This window comes from Serratia sp. AXJ-M (assembly GCF_046531865.1).
Lineage (GTDB): Bacteria > Pseudomonadota > Gammaproteobacteria > Enterobacterales > Enterobacteriaceae > Serratia > Serratia liquefaciens.
The window spans coordinates 714081-734725 of record NZ_CP059394.1; the positions used below are offsets into that span (position 1 = coordinate 714081).

Consider the following 20645-nt stretch of genomic DNA (forward strand, 5'->3'; position numbering starts at 1 on the left):
AAGGTGCTTATGCTTCCGGCGGCGCAAACCAGGCGGATTTGAAATCGAACCAACCCAGAGTGTTCATTCGCACGCCGCGCATGCTGCGCTGGCCATGCAGTTGCAGCCAGTGGTGGAACAGAGGATGCAATTGATGGCCGCTGACCAGACGTTGGCAAAAATCCGCCAGCGGCAGGGCATTGGCGCGCCACAGCGCCGCATCTTCGGACAAGTCCTCACTCATGCAGTGCTGCATCAGCGGCAGTTCATACAGGGTGGCGAACAGTGAGAACTCCAGCGGCAGGTAAAAGTTGGCGCTGCCGAGCCACAAATCGGTGCTCGCGTCGCCTTTATGCCAGGTAGCGTAATCGACAATCTGAATATTCAGCTTAATGCCGTGCTGCGCCAGCAGCGGCTCGATGGCCTGCTGAATGGCGTGGAACTCCGAGTGTTCGCTGTAGTAGGTCAGGGTCAGTTCGGTCAATCCGGCCGGTTTGGGCTGCAATGCCAGCGCGCGATTGTGGTGCCAGCGCGGCAGAATGCCGTAGGCCGGTGACCAATAGCGTTGATAAACAGGGCCGGCGTTGCTCAGGAGCGAAATAGGGTTGATCAGTTCGCATAACCAGCTGCGGATGACCGGATCGGCCGCCAGCGGGGAGCGCTGATCGAATAGCAGAAAATAGCAGCCTTCTTCCAGTCGACTTTCCAGCTCGTTTTTCCCGGTATCGTCCGCCTGGAGCTGTACGCCGGAGTGTACCAGTTCTTCGGTCACCTCTGGCAGCACCCAGATATTGACCTCGTCGATCAGTGCGCGATAGCCAAAGTAATCATCAAAGGCGTGAATTTTCATCTGGCTGCGGTGATTGCGCACCACGCTATAGGGGCCGGTACCGACCGGATGGCGCGAGAACTCCGGCAGGCTTTGCCACTCGCGCGGCAATATCATGGCGTGCACGCTGCCCAGCAGCCACGGCAGCCAGTAATCGGGGCTGTGCAGATGCACGTCAATCACGTAGGGCGTCGGCGACGTCACGCGTTCGATATGGGAGAACAGCGGTTGTGGCATCAACCGGCTGAGCGAACTGATGACATCTTCCATTTCCAGCTCGCGCCCATGGTGGAAATGAATGGCCGGGCGTAAATAAAAGCGCCAATGCAACGGCGTTAAAGCTTGCCAGTGATGAGAAAGATCGGATTCCAGTTCCCCGTTTTCCTCATTTATCCGCGTCAGGCCGCTGAAAATTTGTCTCGCCAAATGGGTTTCCGAGCGCCGCAGCGCCGAGCCCGGCAACAGATTGTACAGTTGCCGGTAATAGAGCACGCGCAGGATGTGTTTACCCTGACGAAAGCTGCGGCCCAGTTGGGACAGCAGCATCTGCCGCACCACATTTTTATCGCCGACCAGTTGCACCAGCTGATCGATACGATCCTGCTCCAGCAACTCCTCGGCACGCTGTTGCTGCAACGCCAGACCGGTATAGTGAAAGGTCAGTTGCGAACGCTTGCCGCGCCCCGATTCTGCCTGCCAGGTCAGCCAGCCCTGCTGCTGCATGGCGCCCAGTAGTGATCGCACGTGGCGACGCGAGCAGCTGAGCACTTCGGCCAGCTCCTGTAACGTGGTTTCGGTCGGTTCGCCATGGCAGCGCTGCCACAGGCGAATGAACTGCTGTTGCAATCTGGAAGTGGACATAAAAGAGGAAGGCTCCGGCGGTAACCCATCAATTTATCTTTCCCTATATTACGCCGATAATTTTCCTCAATGAAAGGGGGAGGGCGACGGATGAAAGTTTTCTTGTCAAAACAGTTCTATCAGCGCTACTTCAGCGCAGTACGCCGGCAGCATGCTGACTGGTTGGGACTGGTACCTGAACAGGCGCGGCTGGAGATGTTGGCTCACCTGACCCAATGGGATATCGCGTCAATGACGGACAAGCAATACCGCGAGCACCTCTGAGGCTTCGGTAGCGAAAGTGTTTCTGAGTAATGGTGCTGTTCACCAGCCAGTGGGGTTATACCCACTGGTTTTTTTATTGTGGGCTGCGGGGATATTGTTGCAATTTTTTCCCCTTGGCCTAAGGTTCTGTCTTCCGCATTAAGGGCCTGAGACGAAGATATGAAACGACTGCATTGGCTGCCACGCCGCTTTAATCCCGTCTTTGCCGCTTTCCTGCTGATTGCTTTCCTTTCCGGTATTGCCGGAGCGCTATTGGCGCCGACCCTGAGCCTGTTTTTAACCACCGAGGTTAAGGTCCGGCCGCTGTGGGTGGGGCTGTTCTATACCGTTAACGCCATTGTCGGCATCGCGGTCAGTTTTCTGCTGGCCAAACGTTCGGACACGCGCGGCGATCGACGCAAGCTGATCCTGGTGTGCTGCCTGATGGCGGTCGGCAACTGCCTGCTTTTTGCCTTCAACCGTGACTATTTGACGCTGATTACGGCCGGGGTGCTGCTGTCGGCGATTGCCAACACCGCCATGCCACAGATTTTCGCACTGGCGCGGGAATATGCTGACAGCTCGGCACGTGAAGTGGTGATGTTCAGTTCGGTCATGCGTGCGCAGCTGTCGTTGGCCTGGGTGATTGGCCCGCCGCTTTCGTTTACGCTGGCGCTGAATTACGGCTTTACGGTGATGTTCGTTATTGCCGCGGCGACCTTTGCAATTTGTGCATTGCTGGTGTGGTTTACGCTGCCTTCGGTGCCGCGTGTCGCGCCGGTAGAACCTGCCGATACGCTAATCGCAGCCCCTTCGGCACCGATTGCCCCAGTCAGCGCCTGGCGGAACCCGGATGTCAGGCGGTTGTTTATCGCCTCGGTGCTGATGTGGACCTGCAATACCATGTACATCATAGACATGCCGTTGTATATCACCGCCGATCTGGGCCTGCCGGAGAACCTGGCGGGGCTGCTGATGGGCACGGCGGCCGGGCTGGAGATCCCGGCGATGCTGCTGGCCGGTTATTACGTCAAGCGCTTCGGCAAACGCAATATGATGCTGTTCGCCGTGGTGGCAGGCATCCTGTTTTATGCCGGGCTGGTGGTGTTCAAGTTCAAGCTGGCGCTGATGGTATTACAGCTGTTCAATGCCATCTTTATCGGCATCATCGCCGGTATCGGCATGCTCTATTTCCAGGACCTGATGCCAGGGCGGCCCGGTGCGGCGACAACGCTGTTTACCAACAGTATTTCTACCGGGGTGATCCTGGCCGGGGTGCTGCAGGGCGCGTTGGTGGAAAACCTGGGCCATTACGCGGTGTATTGGTTGGCGGCACTGCTGGCGGTGGCGGCGTTATGGATGAGCGCCCGCGTGCGAGAAGTGTGAGTGTAAACGTCGTCAATATTGACGCATGTCATTGAGAACATTACGCCAACGGCCCAAGCTAAACGAAACCGGAGCCCGATCGCTGTGCTCCCGCCCATCTTGCTGCTGAGATGCCGATCCGTTTAGAAAAGTGGGTATGTTATGGATAAACTAACACCGCTCAAACCTGTCCCTTCCCTGTGTGCCGTCGTCGTCGCTCTGCTTATCTGGTTTGTGATCCCGGTTCCCGAAGGGGTTGCGCCCAATGCCTGGCATCTGCTGGCGCTGTTTATCGGCACTATCATCGCCATCATCGGCAAGGCAATGCCGATTGGTGCGGTTTCCATCGTGGCCATTGCACTGGTGGCCGTAACCGGTGTCACTAACCCCGGCAAACCGGGCGCGGCGCTCAATGATGCGCTCAGCGGGTTCTCCAACCAGCTGATTTGGCTGATCGGTTTTTCGATCATGATCTCGCTTAGCCTGAACAAAACCGGGCTGGGCGCGCGCATTGGCTACTACTTTATTTCGTTGTTCGGTAAGAAGACGTTGGGGATCGCCTATGCATTGACGCTGGCGGAAACCACTCTGGCGCCGGTCACCCCAAGCAATACTGCCAGAGGCGGCGGGATTATCCATCCGATCATGAAGTCAATCGCCGACAGCTTCGGCTCGCGGCCCGATCTGAACACCTCCGGTAAAATTGGCCGCTATCTGTCGCTGGTGAATTACAACATCAACCCCATCACGTCGGCGATGTTTATCACCGCGACTGCGCCTAACCCGCTGATCGTCAGCCTGATCGCCAAGGGTACGCACGGCAACTTTGAGCTTTCCTGGTCAATGTGGGCAATTGCCGCTCTGGTGCCGGGCGTGTGTTCGTTGATCGTTATGCCGCTGGTCATTTATCTGTTGTATCCACCGGAGGTGAAAAGCACCCCGGACGCGCCGCGCTTCGCTCGCGACAAGTTACAGGCTTTGGGGCCAGTCACATTGCCGGAGAAAATTACTCTGGCAGTGTTTGCCCTGCTACTGGTGCTGTGGGCGGGTATCCCGGCGATGATCTTCGGCCCGGCGCTGGCGGTTAACCCCACCACGGCCGCGCTGATTGGCCTGGCGGTGCTGTTGGCGACCGGCGTGCTGAGTTGGGAAGACGTTTTGAAGCACAAAGGGGCCTGGGATACGGTGGTGTGGTTCTCTGCGCTGGTGATGATGGCCAGTTTCCTCGGCAAGTTGGGGTTGATTAGTTGGCTGTCGCAGACCGTGGGCAGCGGTATTGATCATATGGGGATGAGCTGGGTGGGCGGCACCGTGCTGTTAACCATCATCTATCTGTATTCGCACTACTTCTTTGCCAGCACCACCGCACACGTCACCGCCATGTTTGCCGCCTTCTTTGCCGCCGGCGTTGCGCTCGGGGCGCCACCGGCGCTGTTGGGCCTGATCCTGGCGTTTTCGTCTTCTCTGATGATGTCACTGACCCACTATGGTACCGGGACGGCGCCGATCATTTTCGGTTCCGGCTATGTGACGCTGGGCGAATGGTGGAAAGCCGGTTTTGTGATGAGCGTGATTAACCTGCTGATTTGGATGTTAATTGGCGGGGCCTGGTGGAAGTGGCTGGGTTACTGGTGATACCCGTCATACTTGAAGCTGCTGCGGTGTTGGCTGCGTAAGCGCACCCCTGTCACTTAGTTCGCTAAGCTCCAGGGGATTTACTTACTTGCCGCCTTGCCGCAGCTCCAATTATTTAGGGTATTAGCCGCTGATCAGTTCAGAAACGCGGGCTGCTGCGCCTCGTAGCGAGAAATATCCGCTTCGTGTTGCAGCGTCAGGCCGATGCTGTCCAATCCGTTAATCATGCAGTGGCGGCGGAAGCTGTCGATCTCAAACGGGTAGCTTTTGCCGCCGGCATTGACCGTCTGGTTCTCCAAATCGACCACGAATTCGACCCCTTCGTTGTCGGCAACCAGCTTGAACAGTTCATCAACCTGTTGTTCGCTCAAAGTAACCGGCAGCAGCTGGTTGTTGAACGAGTTGCCGTAGAAGATATCGGCGAAGCTGGGCGCTATCACCACTTTGAAACCGTAATCGGTCAGTGCCCACGGAGCGTGCTCGCGTGAGGAGCCACAGCCAAAGTTTTCGCGCGCCAGCAGGATGCTGGCACCCTTGTAGCGCGGCTTGTTCAGCACGAACTCAGGGTTTGGCTGCTGGCCGGCGTCATCGAGGAAGCGCCAGTCGTTAAACAGGTGCTGGCCGAAGCCGGTACGCGTCACTTTCTGTAAAAACTGTTTTGGAATGATGGCGTCGGTGTCGACGTTAGCCGCGTCCAGAGGCACGACCAAACCAATATGTTGAGTAAATTTAGACACGTTAGCCCCTTAGTGAATATCACGGATATCGGCGAAATGACCGGCAACGGCCGCCGCCGCCGCCATCGCCGGGCTGACCAGGTGAGTACGTCCACCGCGGCCCTGACGCCCTTCGAAGTTACGGTTGCTGGTGGATGCGCAGCGCTCACCGGGGTTCAGACGATCGTTGTTCATCGCCAGGCACATTGAGCAGCCCGGCAGACGCCATTCGAAACCGGCTTCAATAAAGATTTGATCCAGGCCTTCCGCTTCCGCTTGAGCTTTCACCGGGCCGGAGCCCGGCACCACGATCGCCTGTACGCCATTGGCAACCTTGCGGCCTTTGGCGATTGCCGCAGCCGCACGCAAATCTTCGATACGTGAGTTGGTACAAGAGCCGATAAACACTTTGTCGATCGGCACTTCGGTCAGCTTGATGCCCGGTTTGAGGTCCATATAGGCCAACGCTTTTTCTGCCGAGGCACGTTCAACCGGATCGCTGAACGATTCCGGCGCCGGGATTGCCTGATTAACGGCAATAACCTGGCCTGGGTTGGTACCCCAGGTAACCTGTGGCGCGATGTCTTCGGCGCGCAAGGTCACTACGGTATCAAATTTGGCGTCGTCATCTGACTTCATGGTGCGCCAGTAGGCGACGGCCTGCTCCCAGTTGTTGCCGGTTGGGGCAAACTGACGGCCTTTCAGGTATTCAAAGGTGGTGTCGTCCGGAGCCACTAACCCGGCTTTGGCGCCCATCTCGATCGCCATGTTGCACAGGGTCATGCGGCCTTCCATGCTCAGCGCTTCAATCGCTTTGCCACAGAATTCCACGACGTGACCGGTACCGCCGGCGCTGCCGGTTTTGCCGATGATCGCCAGCACGATGTCCTTGGCAGTAATACCTTCGGCTGCATCACCGGTGACTTCAATCTTCATGGTTTTGGCGCGACCCTGTTTCAGGGTTTGGGTAGCCAACACATGTTCCACTTCCGAGGTACCGATACCGAAGGCCAGTGAACCGAAGGCTCCATGCGTCGCGGTATGAGAGTCGCCGCAGACGATGGTCATGCCCGGCAACGTCATGCCCTGCTCAGGGCCGATGACGTGTACGATGCCCTGGAAAGGGTGGTTCAGGTCATACAGCGAGACGCCGAATTCAGCACAGTTCTTGATCAGCTCCTGCATTTGAATACGCGCCATCTCGCCGCTGGCGTTGATGTCTTTGGTTTGGGTCGAGACGTTGTGGTCCATAGTGGCGAAGGTTTTGCCAGGTTGGCGCACCTTGCGGCCCATGGCGCGCAGACCGTCAAATGCCTGTGGCGAAGTGACTTCGTGCACCAGATGGCGGTCGATATACAACAGCGGCGTTTCGTTCGGCGCTTCGTACACCACGTGGGCATCGTACAGCTTCTGATATAAGGTCTTGGCCATGTTATGCCCCCTGAGCTACAAAGCGGGCGATGATGTCACCCATTTCATCGGTGCTGATGGCTTTACTGGTACCTGCCAGATCGGCGGTGCGGTAACCCTGTTCCAGCGCCTGGTTGATTGCGCGTTCTACGGCATCCGCTGCTTCAGTGGCACCCAGGCTGTAACGCAGCAGCAGGGTGGCGGACAGGATCTGGGCGATTGGGTTGGCGATGCCTTTACCCGCGATGTCCGGTGCAGAACCGCCTGCGGGCTCGTATAAACCGAAGCCTTGCTCGTTCAGGCTGGCGGACGGCAGCATGCCCATCGACCCGGTGATCATTGCGCACTCGTCGGACAGGATATCGCCAAACAGGTTGGAACACAGCAGCACGTCGAACTGCGACGGGTCTTTGATCAACTGCATGGTGGCGTTGTCGATATACATATGCGACAGCGACACATCTGGGTAATCCTTGGCGACCTGATTGACCACTTCGCGCCACAGAATCGAGCTCTGCAATACGTTGGCTTTATCAATCGAGGTCACTTTATTGCGGCGCTTGCGGGCAGATTCGAAGGCGATGCGCGCAATGCGTTCGATCTCGAAGCGATGATAGACCTCGGTGTCGAAAGCGCGCTCCTGCATACCCTGGCCTTCACGGCCTTTCGGCTGGCCGAAGTAGATACCACCGGTCAGTTCACGCACGCACAGAATATCGAAACCGCGGGCGGCGATGTCGGCCCGCAGCGGGCAGAACTCTTCCAACCCTTGATACAGGCGAGCAGGGCGCAGGTTGCTGAACAGTTTGAAGTGCTTGCGCAAGGGCAGCAAGGCACCGCGTTCAGGTTGTTCTGCCGGCGGCAAGTGTTCCCATTTCGGGCCACCTACTGAACCGAACAGGATGGCGTCGGCTTGCTCGCAACCGGCGAGGGTTGCCTGTGGCAGCGGACTGCCATGACGATCGATGGCAATACCACCGACGTCGTACTCGGCTTCGGTGATGCGGATATCAAAGCGCTGACGCACTGCGTTCAACACTTTACGCGCTTGGGCCATTACTTCCGGGCCGATTCCGTCTCCGGGCAAGACGGCAATGTGGTAGGTCTTCGTCATGTTCACACCGTTTCCTGATTATTTTGATGTTTGTTTTGCTGCAGACGCTGCTTTTCTTTTTCTACCTGCTGGGAGCGCCAAATATTATTCAGTACGTGAACCATCGCCTTGGCGGAGGATTCCACGATGTCGGTCGCCAGACCTACGCCATGGAAGCGGCGGCCGTTGTACGACACCACGATATCAACCTGGCCCAGCGCATCGCGCCCCTGGCCCTTGGCGGTTAATTGATATTTCACCAGTTCGATCGGGTAACCGGTAATACGGTTGATTGCCTGATAAACCGCATCAACCGGGCCATTGCCGGTGGCAGCTTCGGCTTTCTCTTCTTCGCCGCAGACCAATTTCACCGAGGCGGTGGCCATAATGCTGCTGCCCGACTGCACGCTGAAGTAATCCAGGCTGAAGTGCTCTGGCTCTTCCTGCTGCTTATTAATGAAGGCCAGCGCTTCCAGGTCGTAATCGAACACCTGGCCTTTTTTGTCGGCCAGCTTCAGGAAGGCGGCGTACAGATTGTCCAGGTTGTAGTCCTGTTCCTTATAGCCCATCTCTTCCATACGGTGTTTCACCGCAGCGCGACCGGAACGGGAAGTCAGGTTCAACTGTACATCCTTCAGACCTATGGTCTGCGGGGACATGATTTCGTAGTTTTCGCGATTTTTCAGCACGCCGTCTTGGTGAATACCGGAGGAGTGGGCGAAAGCATTGGAACCGACGATCGCTTTGTTGGCCGGGATCGGCATGTTGCACAGCTGGCTGACAATCTGGCTGGTACGGAAGATTTCCTGATGATTGATGTTGGTGTGCACGTTCATGATGTCCTGGCGCACTTTGATCGCCATGATCACTTCTTCCAGCGAGGTGTTGCCTGCGCGTTCACCGATACCGTTCAAGGTCCCTTCAACCTGGCGGGCGCCAGCCTGTACTGCGGCGATGGAGTTGCCGACCGCCATGCCCAGATCGTCGTGGCAGTGGACGGAGATAATGGCTTTATCGATATTCGGTACGCGGTCATACAGGGTGGTGATAATACCGCCAAACTGGTTCGGGGTGGTGTAGCCCACGGTGTCCGGGATATTGATGGTGGTCGCGCCGGCATTGATAGCGGCTTCCACCACGCGACACAGGTTATCGATTGGCGTACGGCCGGCGTCTTCACAGGAGAATTCTACGTCGTCAGTGTAGTTACGGGCGCGTTTCACTGAGCGTATTGCCATCTCCAGCACTTCGTCGAACGAGCGCTTCAGTTTTGATTCAATATGCAGGGTCGAGGTGGCCAGGAACACGTGAATGCGGAACGCTTCGGCGACGCGCAATGCTTCGGCCGCGACGTCGATGTCTTTATCTACGCAACGAGCCAGGCCACAGACACGGCTGTTTTTAATCTGGCGAGCGATGGTTTGCACGGATTCGAAATCACCCGGTGAGGAGACAGGGAAGCCTACTTCCATGACGTCGACACCCATTCTCTCCAGCGCCATCGCTATCTGAATCTTCTCTTTCACGCTCAGGCTGGCCTGCAGCGCTTGCTCGCCATCACGCAAAGTTGTATCGAAAATAATGACTTGTTGGCTCATCGGGTGGTTCCTTATCGTGTTTATTTCACGCTAAGCGGGTAAAAAAAAACCCGCGCAGTAGCGCGGGTTTGTTATGAGGGTGGGCTGAATCAGCTCTGAACTCCGTCCACCGGCATACCGCGCAAACAAGATGCGTTAAGTAGTAGGCCTAGTAGACGGTAAGTGTGGTTCATGGCGGTTCAACTCTCTAAAATAATGTCGTTGCCTAATTTGATACGTTATTGGCTTAACTATGTCAACACCTGATTGAAAATGAGGGTACTCCTTTAGTGCCCGATTAACGCACCCTGAGAAACAGACGATAGTTCGGAGAAAAATGACATTGTCAGAGAAAAGTTGAGGGCGGGTTTGCGGCCCAGTTAGCATAAACGAAATGAATATATATCCTCGCAATTGCTTCTGAGGGACAGTGCGTTAAAATTAAAGATGCAAAACAACGGGAGCCGTGCTAGCCAGAATTGAAGGTGGTGTTTTTGTATTGCTGGTATCAATGCTTTGCAGTGGTTTATGTTTTTTGTGAATTAGCCATAAGACTAAAGTGGCCGGTAAGTAACGGTTGTTTGATTGGGTGATGTGTTTTTAATGCGGTTTATCAGAGGAAGATGGATAATGATTTGTTACTGTAGGTTATTAAAAATAACAATTGCCGGATTTCTACCGGGAGGTGAATGATAAAGCTGTTGCAAACCGGATTTTGGCTTTTAACCATGCTTATAAACAGGACGATGCTTTAGCCCGATTTTAAATGAATGGGGCGAGAGATAACTAATTCTTCTCGGTGTGATTAATACCACAATTTTGTTGTTTTAATTATGCCTGGTGAATTATCTACACAGGACTTAGTGGAGTGGGATATGTCGGAATGTAATTCAGAAATTATTATTGATAAGGATGCCGCTGATATTCATTTGCGCAGTGTCGACCTGAACTTGCTCACCGTATTCGATGCCGTGATGCAGATGCAAAACATTACCCGGGCGGCGGCCTTTTTGGGAATGTCACAACCGGCAGTCAGCAATGCGGTCGCGCGGTTGAAATTGATGTTTAACGACGAGCTGTTCGTGCGCTGTGGACGCGGTATTCAACCGACGGCGCGAGCTCGTCAGCTGTTTGGGCCCGTCAGACAGGCTTTGCAGTTGGTGCAAAATGAGCTGCCGGGCGCGGAGTTCGAACCCTTCACCAGTGAACGCGTTTTCTCCATCGCCATCTCCAGCCCGCTTGATCTGCGACTGGGTGCCGGAATAATCAATCATTTGAAGAAAGTTGCCCCGCAAACTCACTTAAAAATCAAATCCTATATAAGCAATAATATCGACAATCAATTACGCTATCAGGAAGTCGAGTTTGTGATTGGTTATGCCCGCTTTGATCCAACAGAGTTTAAAAGTGTGGCTATTTTTGACGATGAGTTAGTGTTGGTTACCGCAAGAAAACATCCCAGAATTGAAAAAGACATTACGCCTGAACAGATTATGGCTGAGCAGCATGCTGTAGTTTCGCTGGAGAGTTTTTACTCTTTTAGCCAACCTTACTATATGGAAGAGGCAATGCAGCGCCTCGTGGCTCAGCAATGCACAGATTTATACAGCGTATTGAACATGGTTTCCAATACTCACATGATTGCTATTGTTCCGGCATGGTTGGCCCGGCAACAGTCGGAAGCATTACAATTGCAGTTTGTCCCATTGCCATGGAATGAAAACAAAGTTACCTGCTACCTCTCTTGGCATGAATCGGCAGAGCGCGACAAGGGGCATCAATGGATGAAAGCCCAGCTTGGCCGGTCTGATATGCCGGAGTAAATCAGTCTATTATTACCCCCATGGTGGTAATGTCCCATTGGGGGGTAATATGTACTGGCGATTTATTAAGAATTATCTTGGTGTTCTCTAAGGGGTTTCTTTATTTAAGCGTTCTGGATTGGTTCATTTAGAATAAGTTAGACAGTTTCATTAAAAAATATCGATATAAAATTATATACTGAAATGTTATTTATATTTGGTTTTTATCTCTGTTCCAGGGGCGGGCCTTTCGGTCTAGCATTTTGTGGCCTGGATAAAACCTTTTCCTCCCCTTTTTGTCCAACGGTGAGACGCGGTGTAATCAACCTGAGTTTTGGCTCACACTTCTACGCTGAAATCTCTTTTCCCGCCGCTATAGACTAGGTAGACTGCGCGAAAAAAAGTAAACACGTGTAAGCTGAGTTGTGAGGAGAGGTTATCCCACACTACGCTAACTGTTTGATTCATTTCAGGCTTAGAGCGCTATGATCAATAATCTGCTGCAATACCATTTGACTCACCGTATACAGCACCAAATTACTCACCGTGCCGATCGCACTGCTTTTCGCCAATGGTCTCCCCAGGGGGAGACCCAAATGACCTGGAAGCAGGTCGATACGCATATCAATCTCATCGCCAGTGCGCTGTTGGCATTGGGTGCCGACGTGCAGGAACGTATCGCGATTTTTGCCAATAACTGCATGGCCTGGTCGCTGGCGGATTTGGCCATTCTGCAATTACGGGGTGTGAGCGTGCCGCTGTATGCCACCAACACGCCGGCCCAGGCGGCTTTTATCATCAATGACGCCGATATCCATATTCTGTTTGTCGGCGAGCAGGCTCAATTGGATGCCGCCATCGCGCTGCGCGGTGTGTGTCCGCAGTTGAGCCACATTATTGTATTTGATGACAGCGTCGACCTGCATGGCTGTGAGATTGCCCAACACCTGAGCACCTTTGAACGTGAAGTCGACGTAGCGGCGTTCTCATCCCAATTGCAGCGACGCATAGCCGATTGCGATCTGCGGGATCTCTTCACGCTGATCTATACCTCCGGCACCACCGGCGAGCCCAAGGGCGTGATGCTGGATTATCGTAACCTGGCTGCGCAGCTTTATCTGCATGATGAGCGGCTGACGGTGAATGAAGAGGATGTGTCTCTCAGCTTCCTGCCGATGTCACACGTGTTTGAACGGGCCTGGAGCTTCTTCATCATGCACTCTGGCGCGCAAAACGTGTTCTTGCCGAATACCGATTGGGTGCGCGAAGCCATGGCAGCGGTACGTCCGACGCTGATGTGCGCGGTGCCGCGCTTTTACGAAAAAATCTTCAGCGCAGTGCATGAAAAGGTCGCGCGTGCGCCTTGGCTGCGTCGGGCATTGTTCCATTGGGCGATTGTCTGCGGTGAGCGCAAGTTCCTGCAGGAGCGCGCCGGCAAGCCATTGGGCAAGCTGTTCGATCTTTCTCATCGCTGGGCCGATAAACTGGTGCTGAGCAAGCTGCGCGGTATCCTCGGCGGGCGTGTACGCTTCTTGCCGGCCGCGGGCGCCAAACTGGACGACAATGTCATCCTGTTTTTCCAGGCGATGGGCGTTAACATCAAATACGGCTATGGCATGACCGAAACCTGCGCCACCGTTTCCTGTTGGGAAGAGGGCAATTTCCGCTTTGGCTCGATTGGCAAGCCCTTGCCGGGGGTTGAAGTGCGTATCGGCGAGGAGAATGAAATTCAGGTGCGTGGGCCAGTGGTGATGCGTGGCTATTTCAATAAACCGCTGGAAACCGCCGCTTCCTTTACCGAGGATGGCTGGTTGAAGACCGGCGATGCCGGCGCCATGGATGAAGGCGGCAACCTGTTTATCACCGAACGCCTGAAGGATTTGATGAAAACCTCTGGCGGCAAGTACATAGCTCCGCAGATGTTGGAAGGCACGCTGGCGCAGGATCGCTTTATCGAGCAGGTGGCGATCATCGCCGATGCGCGTAAATTCGTTTCCGCCCTGATCGTGCCCAGCTTTGAATCTCTGGAAGAGTATGCGAAATCCATCAATCTGAAGTATCAGGATCGGATCGAGCTGTTGCGTCACAGCCATATTCTGGAAATGTTTGAAAGCCGCCTGCGTGAGATGCAAAAAGAGTTGGCGCGCTTTGAACAGGTAAAAAGATTTACCTTGTTGCCTGCCGCCTTCTCGATGGAGTTGGGCGAGCTGACGCCAACGTTGAAGCTGCGCCGTAAGGTCATTTCACAGCGCTATCAGCGTGAAATTGACTCCATGTACCAGGATTAGGTCAGAGATTGTCGCCGGACGGATTGTTCGGCGAAAAAAACAGCATAATTCTTGCCTGATATAGTTCTGTAATTCCTCGCCTGATTGAAACAATGCCTAGCCCGAGCCGCTGGCGGCTAGTGCATTGTTTCTGTAAACCCCAGATCTCCAGCCGCTTGGCAATAACCATTCCATTGCCAAGCCTTTTTGCTGTTTGCCTGCCCAATATTCTGACGTTATGTTAATCAGTTAGAACCAATCCACAAAAACTTTGGGGCAATGCCCCACAGCAGGCGCTACGTTCCGGCGCCAGACAAGAATAAGTAAGCCTGGAGGCAAACCCATGGAGATGTTGTCAGGAGCCGAGATGGTCGTCCGATCGTTGATCGATCAGGGCGTTAAGCACGTATTCGGATATCCGGGCGGGGCGGTACTCGATATTTACGATGCCCTGCATACGGTCGGAGGCATCGATCACATATTGGTGCGCCATGAGCAGGGCGCAGTGCATATGGCCGATGGCTATGCGCGCGCCACCGGTGAAGTCGGGGTGGTTCTGGTGACCTCAGGGCCGGGAGCGACCAATGCGATCACCGGCATTGCGACAGCCTATATGGACTCCATCCCGATGGTGGTGCTTTCCGGACAGGTTCCCAGCTCGCTGATTGGTTACGATGCCTTCCAGGAGTGCGACATGGTCGGGATTTCTCGCCCGGTGGTCAAACACAGTTTCCTGGTGAAGCGCACCGAAGATATTCCCGGCATTTTGAAGAAAGCCTTCTACCTGGCTTCTACCGGCCGCCCAGGTCCGGTGGTGATTGATCTGCCGAAAGACATCGTTGGCCCGGCAGTAAGAATGCCTTATGCCTACCCGCAGGAAGTGAGCATGCGCTCCTATAACCCGACGGTGCAGGGCCACCGCGGGCAGATTAAACGCGCATTGCAAACTATCCTTTCGGCCAAGAAGCCCGTTATGTACGTCGGCGGCGGCGCGATTAATTCGGCCTGTGACGGTGAACTGCTGGAGCTGGCGGAAAAACTGAATTTACCGGTTACCTGCACCCTGATGGGATTGGGCGCGTTTCCCGGCACGCACCGCCAGAGCGTCGGCATGCTCGGTATGCACGGGACTTACGAAGCCAACAAAACCATGCATCACTCTGACGTGATCTTTGCCGTCGGCGTGCGCTTTGACGACCGTACCACCAACAATCTGGCGAAATATTGCCCGGATGCCACCGTACTGCATATCGATATCGACCCTACCTCAATCTCCAAGACGGTTGATGCCGATATCCCGATCGTCGGTGATGCCAAGCAGGTGTTGACCCAGATGCTGGAATTGTTGGCGCAGGAAGACAAAACGCAGGATCACGATGCGCTGCGCGATTGGTGGCAGTCTATTGAACAGTGGCGTGCGCGCGACTGCCTGGGCTATGACAAAAACAGCGGTACCATCAAGCCGCAGGCCGTGATTGAAACCCTGCATCGGCTGACCAAGGGCGACGCTTACGTCACCTCCGATGTTGGCCAGCACCAGATGTTCGCCGCACTCTACTACCCGTTCGACAAGCCACGCCGTTGGATCAACTCCGGCGGGCTGGGCACCATGGGCTTTGGTTTGCCTGCCGCGCTGGGCGTCAAGCTGGCATTGCCTGATGAAACCGTGGTGTGCGTGACCGGCGACGGCAGTATCCAGATGAATATCCAGGAGCTTTCCACCGCATTGCAGTACAACCTGCCGGTGATCGTAGTGAACCTTAATAACCGCTATCTGGGGATGGTGAAGCAGTGGCAGGACATGATCTACTCTGGTCGTCACTCCCAGTCTTATATGGATTCCCTACCGGACTTCGTCAAGCTGGCGGAGGCTTACGGTCATGTGGGTATCGCCATTCGTACGCCAGATGAACTGGAAAGCAAACTGGCGCAGGCGCTGGCCGAAAAAGAGCGCCTGGTATTTGTCGATGTGACCGTCGATGAGACCGAACATGTTTACCCAATGCAGATCCGCGGTGGAAGCATGGACGAAATGTGGTTAAGCAAAACGGAGAGGACCTGATCATGCGCCGAATTTTATCTGTCTTGCTGGAAAACGAATCCGGTGCGTTATCGCGTGTGGTGGGTTTGTTCTCTCAGCGTGGTTACAACATCGAAAGCCTGACGGTCGCGCCGACCGACGACCCTACGTTGTCGCGTATGACGATCCAAACCGTTGGCGATGAGAAGGTGCTGGAGCAGATCGAAAAGCAATTGCATAAGCTGGTGGACGTGCTGCGCGTCAGTGAATTGGTGCAGGGCGCACACGTCGAGCGAGAAATCATGCTGGTGAAGCTGCAGGCCAGCGGTTACGGGCGTGAGGAAGTGAAGCGTTGTGCCGATATTTTCCGCGGTCAGATCGTTGACGTTACCGCTACGCTGTACACCGTTCAACTGGCCGGCACCAGCGATAAGCTGGATGCATTCCTGAGTGCGGTGCGTGAAGTTGCCGAAATTGTTGAAGTGGCGCGTTCCGGCGTGGTCGGCGTATCGCGCGGCGATAAAATCATGCGCTGAGGGGTGAGATTGGCGTAATCTGAGGGCGCGGCCAGGCTGCGCCCTTTGTTTTTCGGCGTTTTTTGCCCGTTTGCTGGCACCTTTCGGCAAAAGCGGTTGCTAGGCAGAATTTTCTGCTGTTAGATCGCAGAGGCTGGATTGAATAACCGCACAGGATGCGATGGTTAATCCGGGCATGGTTTTCACTTCTATTTTCAGCGTCATTAAGGGGTTAACGTGAAACTGGATGAAATCGCGCGTCTCGCGGGCGTTTCGCGCACTACGGCCAGTTATGTCATCAACGGCAAGGCGAAGCAGTATCGTGTCAGCGATAAAACCGTCGAGAAAGTGATGGCCGTGGTCAGGGAGCACAACTATCACCCAAATGCCGTCGCGGCAGGGCTGCGCGCCGGGCGAACGCGCTCTATCGGTCTGGTGATCCCGGATCTGGAAAACACCAGCTACACCCGGATTGCCAACTATCTGGAGCGTCAGGCGCGCCAACGCGGCTACCAGTTGTTGATTGCCTGTTCGGAAGATCAGCCTGATAACGAAATGCGCTGCATCGAACATCTGCTGCAACGTCAGGTCGATGCGCTGATCGTTTCCACCGCTTTGCCGCCGGAGCATCCGTTCTATCAGCGTTGGGTCAACGATCCGCTGCCGATTATTGCCCTGGACCGTGCGCTGGATCGTGAGCATTTCATCAGCGTGGTGGGTGCCGACCAGGAGGACTCCTTCGCGCTGGCGCAGGAACTGCGTACCTTCCCGGCTGAGTCTGTGCTGTATCTGGGCGCGTTGCCGGAGCTTTCCGTCAGCTTCCTGCGTGAACAGGGCTTCCGTCAGGCCTGGCAGGATGACGAGCGTCATGTCGATTATCTGTATGCCAATAGCTATGAGCGCGAGGCTGCTGGCGTGCTGTTTGCCGAATGGCTGAAAACCCATCCGATGCCACAGGCGCTGTTCACCACCTCATTCTCTTTGCTGCAAGGGGTGATGGACGTGACCTTGAAGCAGCGTGGCCGCTTACCGACCGATCTGGCGATCGCCACCTTCGGCGATCATGAGCTGCTGGACTTCCTTGAGTGCCCGGTGCTGGCGGTTGCGCAGCGTCACCGTGACGTGGCCGAACGCGTATTGGAGCTGGTGCTGGCCAGTCTGGATGAGCCGCGTAAACCTAAACCGGGTCTGACGCGTATTCGCCGCAATCTGTTCCGCCGCGGCAGTCTGAGCCGAAAATAATCCTATAGCAGGGGCGCTTAGCTGCGCTCCTGTTTCAAACTCCCCGTTATACGTAGCCTGTTACCCTGAACAGCCTTCTGCAGTATTCGAGAAAATACCCGTACACCACACCCATCGCCATCGATACCACAGCATTGCTGGCCACGGCCGTTATGATCTGCTGCCCGTCGGCACCGACACTCCACAGGATCGCGGCATAAACCGGCGATTGGAAACTGACATAGGCCAGCAGATCGGCAAGGTTACGCAATAAAAAGGGGTATCGATCAGAACGCCTGGCGATGCGGATGAACAGGTCCCGATAGCGCCCATAGGGCCAGGCGATCAGGATATTCACCGGAATCGACAGCAAGCGGGACGAGAGCGACTGTTGAAAGCTCATGCCGGAGATCAGAATTTCTATCGCCATACCGGCGATAAAGCAATACACCACCAGAGCAAAGGTATCGGCGGCGGCACTGCGCCAGTGAGTGGCAGGCGAGAGCATGGTGCAATCTCCGGAATGTTGGTTAATGTTCTGTTAAATTTATTTTTTATGGTTGTTAATTCTGGTTTTTTCTTGCATTTGTAGTTTACATTGCCGGTTAGTGTTAGATAAGTAGCTTAATATTTTTATTTGGCGGCGTTGGGTGGTTTTTGTGCTGAGGACAGACGGCAGAATGTGGCGCGAAGGGATTAAAAATGGACTATTCCTAACTATTCAATTAAAACAATGGGTTGCATAGTTTCTGACGATAAAGCTGTTTTCCACAGTAAAAATTGTGGTCATTAAACATGTAAGGAAATGAAACCATAATTGTAAACAGGTATTTTGGGAGTAATCTTACTAAATTGATTTGAATCGAAATTAACTCGCCTCGTAATATCCGAGTAATTTATTTTTCCATCTGGCTTATCAGCGGCACTTTAATTGAAGTAAAATAGCGCCCGACTTGAGGATGAATAACCGTTGTACGTTATTAACTCAATGGCTTACGCCGTATTTCGTTTGTAGGGCGAGTTAACGCCGAGCCTTGTCTGGCGCGGCTCGCGCTCGGTTACTGCGATGTGATTGCCGAGCTGAAAAATGAGACATCGATTGCAGAAGGAAGTATTGACTTAATTAATCGCCAATTTGTCAGGTTTTTAATCAGGTTCTTTCCGCTTAGAAAATTCTCCCCGTTTATCATGATGTTAATTTTTAATCATCTAATAAATAGCGTTCCTTTCGCGAGTCAGCTCCCAAAATGACCGAAGAAATATTGCCAAAGCGCTGGCGCTCTGGCTTGACAAGGTTTTCATACCCTCCGTAAACTCCATTATGTGGGAATTTGTGGGGTAAAGTGGTGAAAACGGTCGTGAAGGGGTAACTCAGGTATGTTCCGTGGAGCAACGATGGTTAACCTCGACAGCAAAGGGCGGCTTGCCGTACCCACCCGATATCGGGATTTGCTGAACGAGCAATCGCAAGGCCAAATGGTTTGCACCATTGACCTCCACCAGCCCTGCCTGCTGCTCTACCCACTGCCCGAATGGGAAGTTATTGAACAAAAGTTATCCCGTCTGTCGAGTATGAATCCCGCCGAGCGTCGCGTTCAGCGCCTGCTGTTGGGTCATGCCAGTGAGTGTCAGATGGACAGCGCCGGCCGTTTGCTGTTAGCCACTACGCTACGTCAGCACGCCGGGCTTACCAAAGAAGTGATGCTGGTCGGGCAGTTCAACAAGTTTGAACTGTGGGATGAACAGACCTGGTATCAACAAGTCAAGGATGATATTGACGCAGAACAGTCGACTCAGGAACCGTTGTCTGAGCGGCTACAGGACTTGTCGCTATAAGCATGTTGGAAAACTATAAACACACTACCGTACTGTTGGATGAGGCGGTTAACGGCCTCAACATTCGCAGTAACGGCATCTATATCGACGGTACTTTTGGCCGCGGTGGCCATTCGCGTCTGATTCTGTCCCAGCTTGGGCCGGAAGGACGTTTGTTGGCAATTGACCGCGACCCACAGGCGATTGCAGCCGCCAAGTCTATTGATGATCCTCGTTTTAGCATCGTACACGGCCCATTTTCAGAGTTGTCGCACTATGTGCGGGAACGCGAATTAGTAGGGAAGATTGATGGCATCTTGCTCGATCTGGGGGTTTCTTCACCGCAGTTGGATGACGCGGAACGCGGTTTCTCCTTCATGCGGGACGGTCCACTGGACATGCGCATGGACTCCTCAAGCGGTCAGTCAGCCTCCGAGTGGCTGATGAAAGCGGAAGCAGACGACATCGCCTGGGTGCTGAAAACCTTCGGCGAAGAGCGTTTTGCCAAGCGTATCGCTCGCGCCATCGTAGAAAGAAATCTCGTCGAGCCGATGACCCGTACCAAAGAGCTGGCGGACTTGATCGCCAACGCCAGCCCGTTCCGGGATAAGCACAAGCACCCGGCAACCCGCAGCTTCCAGGCGATCCGTATCTACATCAACAGCGAATTGGAAGAGATCGAACGTGCGCTGGACGGCGCGCTGGAAGTGCTGGCCCCGCAGGGCCGTCTGTCGATCATCAGTTTCCACTCGCTGGAAGACCGCATTGTTAAACGCTTCATGCGTCACCATAGCCGCGGCGCTCAGGTGCCGGCCGGTATCCCGCTGACGGAAGAGCAACTGCGCAGTATGGGCGGACGCACGCTGAAAGCGCTGGGCAAGATGATGCCTGGGGATGCTGAGGTGGCGGAAAACCCACGTGCACGTAGCTCAGTGCTGCGTATTGCCGAGAGGATGCCGGTGTGATTGGCAACGAACGCCACGGTCTGGTCGGCGTGATTGGCGGCGATTTGCTGCGTAACGCCAAGATCCCACTGATTTTGCTGATTGCTTCGTTGGTGTCTGCGGTTTTCGTCGTGACCACCGCGCACCGCACCCGCTTGCTGACTGCCGAGCGCGAGCAGTTAGTTCTTGAGAGAGACGCCCTGGACATTGAGTGGCGCAACCTGATTCTTGAAGAGAATGCCCTTGGGGATCACAGTCGGGTAGAACGCATCGCAACGGAAAAACTGCAGATGCAACATGTTGATCCATCTCAGGAAAATATCATCGTTAAACAATGAATGGTTTAACTGAAA

18 protein-coding genes are annotated in these 20645 nt (G+C 54.5%); 11 read left to right on the forward strand and 7 right to left on the reverse strand.

The genetic code is table 11. The annotated features are described in order from the left end of the window. Positions 1–7 precede the first annotated feature (7 nt). Positions 8–1669 (reverse strand): HTH-type transcriptional regulator SgrR, encoded by a 1662-nt coding sequence (sgrR, locus tag H0S68_RS03305; RefSeq protein ID WP_046374530.1) that lies wholly within the window; start codon positions 1667–1669, stop codon positions 8–10. A 90-nt stretch (positions 1670–1759) separates the two neighbouring features. On the opposite strand from sgrR, the gene sgrT reads away from it, so the two are divergent. The 3 genes from sgrT (at position 1760) to H0S68_RS03320 (ending at position 4912) form a co-directional block, all read left to right on the forward strand. Next, positions 1760–1933: a glucose uptake inhibitor SgrT gene (gene sgrT / locus H0S68_RS03310; RefSeq protein WP_020825191.1), complete on the forward strand. Its 174-nt coding sequence runs from the start codon at positions 1760–1762 to the stop codon at positions 1931–1933. 159 nt (positions 1934–2092) lie between these two features. After that, the gene (locus tag H0S68_RS03315; protein WP_128865013.1) at positions 2093–3298 is read left to right on the forward strand and encodes a sugar efflux transporter; all 1206 of its coding nucleotides are present in this window, start codon (positions 2093–2095) and stop codon (positions 3296–3298) included. Between the two features lie 141 nt (positions 3299–3439). After that, positions 3440–4912, forward strand: a complete 1473-nt coding sequence (locus H0S68_RS03320; RefSeq protein ID WP_046374528.1) for a DASS family sodium-coupled anion symporter — start codon at positions 3440–3442, stop codon at positions 4910–4912. 134 nt (positions 4913–5046) lie between these two features. Here H0S68_RS03320 and leuD read toward each other — a convergent pair whose 3' ends face one another. From leuD to leuL, 5 genes are all read right to left on the reverse strand, one after another. Next, positions 5047–5649 carry a 3-isopropylmalate dehydratase small subunit gene (leuD, locus tag H0S68_RS03325; RefSeq protein ID WP_020825194.1) on the reverse strand — a complete coding sequence of 201 codons (603 nt, stop codon included), beginning with the start codon at positions 5647–5649 and terminating at the stop codon, positions 5047–5049. A 9-nt stretch (positions 5650–5658) separates the two neighbouring features. Beyond that, positions 5659–7059 (reverse strand): 3-isopropylmalate dehydratase large subunit, encoded by a 1401-nt coding sequence (gene leuC, locus H0S68_RS03330; RefSeq protein WP_046374527.1) that lies wholly within the window; start codon positions 7057–7059, stop codon positions 5659–5661. Position 7060: 1 nt separating this feature from the next. Continuing rightward, positions 7061–8152 (reverse strand): 3-isopropylmalate dehydrogenase, encoded by a 1092-nt coding sequence (gene leuB, locus H0S68_RS03335; protein ID WP_410529149.1) that lies wholly within the window; start codon positions 8150–8152, stop codon positions 7061–7063. A 2-nt stretch (positions 8153–8154) separates the two neighbouring features. Further along, on the reverse strand, positions 8155–9729 hold the full coding sequence (gene leuA, locus H0S68_RS03340; protein ID WP_020825197.1) for a 2-isopropylmalate synthase: 1575 nt from the start codon (positions 9727–9729) through the stop codon (positions 8155–8157). A gap of 89 nt (positions 9730–9818) precedes the next feature. Then, positions 9819–9902 (reverse strand): leu operon leader peptide, encoded by an 84-nt coding sequence (gene leuL, locus H0S68_RS03345; protein ID WP_104410921.1) that lies wholly within the window; start codon positions 9900–9902, stop codon positions 9819–9821. A 681-nt stretch (positions 9903–10583) separates the two neighbouring features. Between leuL and leuO the strand changes: the two genes are divergently transcribed. The 5 genes from leuO (at position 10584) to cra (ending at position 17554) form a co-directional block, all read left to right on the forward strand. Then, positions 10584–11531, forward strand: coding sequence for a transcriptional regulator LeuO (leuO, locus tag H0S68_RS03350; RefSeq protein ID WP_409324917.1), 948 nt, complete (start codon positions 10584–10586; stop codon positions 11529–11531). Positions 11532–11995: 464 nt separating this feature from the next. After that, positions 11996–13798: an AMP-dependent synthetase/ligase gene (locus H0S68_RS03355; protein WP_410529150.1), complete on the forward strand. Its 1803-nt coding sequence runs from the start codon at positions 11996–11998 to the stop codon at positions 13796–13798. Between the two features lie 322 nt (positions 13799–14120). After that, complete coding sequence (gene ilvI, locus H0S68_RS03360) at positions 14121–15839, forward strand: acetolactate synthase 3 large subunit (protein WP_041414196.1); 1719 nt, start codon at positions 14121–14123, stop codon at positions 15837–15839. 2 nt (positions 15840–15841) lie between these two features. Next, the gene (ilvN, locus tag H0S68_RS03365; RefSeq protein ID WP_004932806.1) at positions 15842–16333 is read left to right on the forward strand and encodes an acetolactate synthase small subunit; all 492 of its coding nucleotides are present in this window, start codon (positions 15842–15844) and stop codon (positions 16331–16333) included. 216 nt (positions 16334–16549) lie between these two features. Next, complete coding sequence (gene cra, locus H0S68_RS03370) at positions 16550–17554, forward strand: catabolite repressor/activator (RefSeq protein ID WP_217331534.1); 1005 nt, start codon at positions 16550–16552, stop codon at positions 17552–17554. Between the two features lie 46 nt (positions 17555–17600). Here cra and H0S68_RS03375 read toward each other — a convergent pair whose 3' ends face one another. Then, positions 17601–18041 (reverse strand): L-alanine exporter AlaE, encoded by a 441-nt coding sequence (locus tag H0S68_RS03375; RefSeq protein ID WP_410529151.1) that lies wholly within the window; start codon positions 18039–18041, stop codon positions 17601–17603. 869 nt (positions 18042–18910) lie between these two features. Here H0S68_RS03375 and mraZ point away from each other — a divergent pair. Genes mraZ through ftsL form a run of 3 tightly spaced genes read left to right on the forward strand, consistent with a single transcriptional unit; the run spans position 18911 to position 20630 of the window. Next, positions 18911–19369 carry a division/cell wall cluster transcriptional repressor MraZ gene (gene mraZ, locus H0S68_RS03380; RefSeq protein ID WP_041414198.1) on the forward strand — a complete coding sequence of 153 codons (459 nt, stop codon included), beginning with the start codon at positions 18911–18913 and terminating at the stop codon, positions 19367–19369. A gap of 2 nt (positions 19370–19371) precedes the next feature. After that, positions 19372–20313 (forward strand): 16S rRNA (cytosine(1402)-N(4))-methyltransferase RsmH, encoded by a 942-nt coding sequence (gene rsmH / locus H0S68_RS03385; protein WP_020825204.1) that lies wholly within the window; start codon positions 19372–19374, stop codon positions 20311–20313. After that, entirely contained in the window at positions 20310–20630 is a 321-nt protein-coding gene (gene ftsL / locus H0S68_RS03390) for a cell division protein FtsL (RefSeq protein ID WP_012005204.1), read from the forward strand. Before rsmH ends, ftsL begins: the two co-directional genes overlap by 4 nt. Positions 20631–20645 lie beyond the last annotated feature (15 nt).

Excerpts from the sequence above, each read along its gene's own strand:
- sgrR (WP_046374530.1), bottom strand. The coding sequence starts at position 1,669 with ATGTCCACTTCCAGATTGCAACAGCAGTTCATTCGCCTGTGGCAGCGC.
- sgrT (WP_020825191.1), top strand. The coding sequence starts at position 1,760 with ATGAAAGTTTTCTTGTCAAAACAGTTCTATCAGCGCTACTTCAGCGCA.
- H0S68_RS03315 (WP_128865013.1), top strand. The coding sequence starts at position 2,093 with ATGAAACGACTGCATTGGCTGCCACGCCGCTTTAATCCCGTCTTTGCC.
- H0S68_RS03320 (WP_046374528.1), top strand. The coding sequence starts at position 3,440 with ATGGATAAACTAACACCGCTCAAACCTGTCCCTTCCCTGTGTGCCGTC.
- leuC (WP_046374527.1), bottom strand. The coding sequence starts at position 7,059 with ATGGCCAAGACCTTATATCAGAAGCTGTACGATGCCCACGTGGTGTAC.
- leuB (WP_410529149.1), bottom strand. The coding sequence starts at position 8,152 with ATGACGAAGACCTACCACATTGCCGTCTTGCCCGGAGACGGAATCGGC.
- leuA (WP_020825197.1), bottom strand. The coding sequence starts at position 9,729 with ATGAGCCAACAAGTCATTATTTTCGATACAACTTTGCGTGATGGCGAG.
- leuL (WP_104410921.1), bottom strand. The coding sequence starts at position 9,902 with ATGAACCACACTTACCGTCTACTAGGCCTACTACTTAACGCATCTTGT.
- leuO (WP_409324917.1), top strand. The coding sequence starts at position 10,584 with ATGTCGGAATGTAATTCAGAAATTATTATTGATAAGGATGCCGCTGAT.
- H0S68_RS03355 (WP_410529150.1), top strand. The coding sequence starts at position 11,996 with ATGATCAATAATCTGCTGCAATACCATTTGACTCACCGTATACAGCAC.
- ilvI (WP_041414196.1), top strand. The coding sequence starts at position 14,121 with ATGGAGATGTTGTCAGGAGCCGAGATGGTCGTCCGATCGTTGATCGAT.
- ilvN (WP_004932806.1), top strand. The coding sequence starts at position 15,842 with ATGCGCCGAATTTTATCTGTCTTGCTGGAAAACGAATCCGGTGCGTTA.
- H0S68_RS03375 (WP_410529151.1), bottom strand. The coding sequence starts at position 18,041 with ATGCTCTCGCCTGCCACTCACTGGCGCAGTGCCGCCGCCGATACCTTT.
- mraZ (WP_041414198.1), top strand. The coding sequence starts at position 18,911 with ATGTTCCGTGGAGCAACGATGGTTAACCTCGACAGCAAAGGGCGGCTT.
- rsmH (WP_020825204.1), top strand. The coding sequence starts at position 19,372 with ATGTTGGAAAACTATAAACACACTACCGTACTGTTGGATGAGGCGGTT.